The organism is Persicitalea sp., from assembly GCF_041751555.1.
In the GTDB taxonomy this organism is placed as follows: Bacteria; Bacteroidota; Bacteroidia; order Cytophagales; family Spirosomataceae; genus Persicitalea.
Map to the genome: position 1 here is coordinate 1 of NZ_JBGSXF010000557.1, position 2760 is coordinate 2760.

Here is a 2760-nt window from a genome sequence, read left to right on the forward strand (position 1 = left end):
TGAAGCCCGAATGGCATTCCGCCGACCTGAACGCGGGAGCAATCAAGGTCGTGATGACCTCGGCTTCGTCCGACGGCCCCAAAATGGCCCGCCACCACTCCACCAAGCAGCAGCGCAAGCTACTGGCCGACCGCATGAAAGACCCGGCGGACTCGCTCAAGCTGGTCATCGTCTGCGACATGTGGCTGACGGGCTTCGACGCGCCCAGTCTGCATACCCTTTACCTCGACAAACCCATGCGCGGCCACAGCCTGATGCAGGCGATTGCCCGCGTCAACCGGGTCTATCTCGATAAGCCCGGCGGCCTGGTGGTCGACTACCTCGGCATCGCCGCTGACTTAAAAAAAGCGCTTGCATTCTACTCCGACGCGGGTGGCAAGGGCGACCCGGCCGCCGTGCAGGAACAAGCCGTTGCCCTGATGCTGGAAAAACTGGAAGTAGTTTCGGCGATGTACCACGGCTTTCCCTACGAAGATTACTTTGATGCTGATACTGCCCGAAAGCTGTCTCTAATCCTGGCCGCCGAGGAACACGTATTAGGTTTGCCCGATGGCAGAAAGCGCTACATCAACCAAGTGACTGCACTTTCTAAAGCCTTTGCCATTGCGGTGCCACACGAGCAAGCGATGGATGTTAAGGACGAGGTATCGTTTTTTCAAACGGTGAAAGCGCGGCTTGCTAAATTCGGCGGTACTGGCGCGGGCCGTAGCGACGAGGAGATCGAAACCACCATCCGACAGGTGATTGACCGGGCGCTGGTGTCGGAGCAGGTCATCGACGTATTCGACGCAGCGGGCATCAAGAAGCCTGATATTTCTATACTCTCGGAAGAGTTTTTGCTGGAACTCAAAGGTATGGAACACAAGAATGTCGCCCTGGAGGTATTGAAGAAACTCCTCAATGACGAAATCAAAGCGCGGTCGAAGCAGAACCTGGTCAAGAGTAAATCTTTAATGGAAATGCTCGAGAACGCCATCAAGCGCTACCATAACAAAATCCTGACCGCCGCCGAGGTTATGGACGAACTTATCAAACTGAGCCGGGAAATCGTCCATATGGATCAGGAGGCCAAGACGATGGGCTTATCCAACTTCGAGTATGCTTTCTACACCGCTGTGGCCGACAACGACAGCGCCAAGCAACTCATGCAGCAAGACCAACTCCGTGAACTGGCCGTGGTGCTGACCGAACGGGTGAGGAAAAATGCTTCTATTGACTGGACGATAAAAGAAAGTGTTAGAGCCAAGTTGCGGGTAATTATTAAGAGAACTCTGCGGCAGTTTGGCTATCCGCCTGATATGCAAAAACTCGCTACCGAAACCGTATTAAAGCAAGCTGAGATGATTGCAAATGAATTTACGGAATAAATATTCGCCTCTTCTTGACAATATCCTAATGAGTAGTACCCGAGCAACCCACACTAACACCGATTGCAAATTGTGGTCGGCAGCTACACATTTTCTTCCCCGTCCGCAAGCTCAAACTTATACGGCTCACTTTGGTTCGTCACGGGTTTCTCTGTTTTTTTGGCTTAGTCGTGCGTAAGCGGCTCGAAGTTCCGGGTCGTTCCGGTAATTCTCCACTGCGTCGCGCTGGGCTTGCTCCTTGACGTGCATCAGGTGGCGGACGAACTCAATGCCGCTGATGGGTTTGTTTAGCGTTTCCATAATCGCGATAGTTTTTGGGCTCTAAAATACGAATTCCTGCAAAGTAGTCGGCGGTTTTTTGACAACCAGGAACCGCAACACCGCATAACAACGTCCCCACGCCTTTACGTCCTTAAAGTAAAACCCAACCGCCTTTTCCTTATCAGAAAGTACTTTCTCAAACTCCCGAAAAATGCGCAAAACAATTGCCTTCCTCGCTTTGTCGGTCGTCCTGCTGTCCGCTTCGACCTCCCAAGCGCAGAAAACCAAGCCCAACGTCCTCTTCATCGCCGTGGACGATCTTAAGCCGCTGCTCAACAGCTACGGCGAGTCGCGCATGAAAACGCCAAATATCGACCGCCTGGCCCGGATGGGAACAGTGTTCTTGAACAACTACTGCCAGCAGGCCGTCTGTGCCCCGACCCGCGCCAGCCTGCTCACCGGAATGCGGCCCGACTATACGCAGGTCTGGGATTTGGAAACGCAGATGCGTGATAAAAACCCCAGCATCCTGACCCTGCCGCAGTACTTCCACCAGAATGGCTACGCAACCACCGGGCTGGGCAAAGTATTCGATAGCCGCTCGGTGGACAAAATGCTGGATGAGCCTTCCTGGTCGGTTCCTTTCGACAAGCTAGAAGAAGGGGATTATGCAGTGGGCTACGGACGTCCAAAAGCCAACTACTACCAGGGCCCCGAAACATTGGAACTATTGGCGGACATCCGGGCGAAAGCCGAAAAACTGGGTCTGAAAGGCGAGAAATTACAGGCCTACCTCAAACTGAACCGTGGTCCGGCGGTAGAGTCCGCCGAGGTACCAGACGATGCTTATCAAGATGGGGCCGTAGCCAAAAAAGCCATGGCTACCATAGCCCGGCTAGCCAAAGGTAACCAGCCGTTTTTTTACGCCGTGGGCTTCGTGCGGCCCCATTTGCCGTTTGTCTCACCCAAGAAATACTGGGATTTGTACGATCGGGAGGAGATCAACACAGCAGCCTATCAGGAATTCGCTACCGACTCGCCAAAGTTCGCCTATCAGGCTTCCGGCGAACTGGTAAACAACTACCTGTTACCGAACGGCGACCGTTTTCAGAAAGGCTTTGAGCCACAGCCG

3 protein-coding genes are annotated in these 2760 nt (G+C 53.5%); 2 read left to right on the plus strand and 1 reads right to left on the minus strand.

Annotated features, from left to right (window positions below; all coding sequences use genetic code 11):
• Window positions 1-1367: type I restriction enzyme endonuclease domain-containing protein (locus ACEW8P_RS19935; RefSeq protein ID WP_373514830.1), on the plus strand; the 1367-nt coding region annotated here is incomplete at its 5' end.
• Between the two features lie 126 nt (window positions 1368-1493).
• Here the strand turns inward: ACEW8P_RS19935 and ACEW8P_RS19940 are convergent.
• The gene (locus tag ACEW8P_RS19940; RefSeq protein WP_373514831.1) at window positions 1494-1667 is read right to left on the minus strand and encodes a hypothetical protein; all 174 of its coding nucleotides are present in this window, start codon (window positions 1665-1667) and stop codon (window positions 1494-1496) included.
• A 172-nt stretch (window positions 1668-1839) separates the two neighbouring features.
• On the opposite strand from ACEW8P_RS19940, the gene ACEW8P_RS19945 reads away from it, so the two are divergent.
• A partial coding sequence (locus ACEW8P_RS19945; RefSeq protein WP_373514832.1) for a sulfatase-like hydrolase/transferase occupies window positions 1840-2760 on the plus strand: 921 nt, incomplete at its 3' end.

Bases quoted from the DNA above. Each gene is read 5' to 3' on its own strand.
- ACEW8P_RS19940 (WP_373514831.1), bottom strand. From the start codon at position 1,667: ATGGAAACGCTAAACAAACCCATCAGCGGCATTGAGTTCGTCCGCCAC.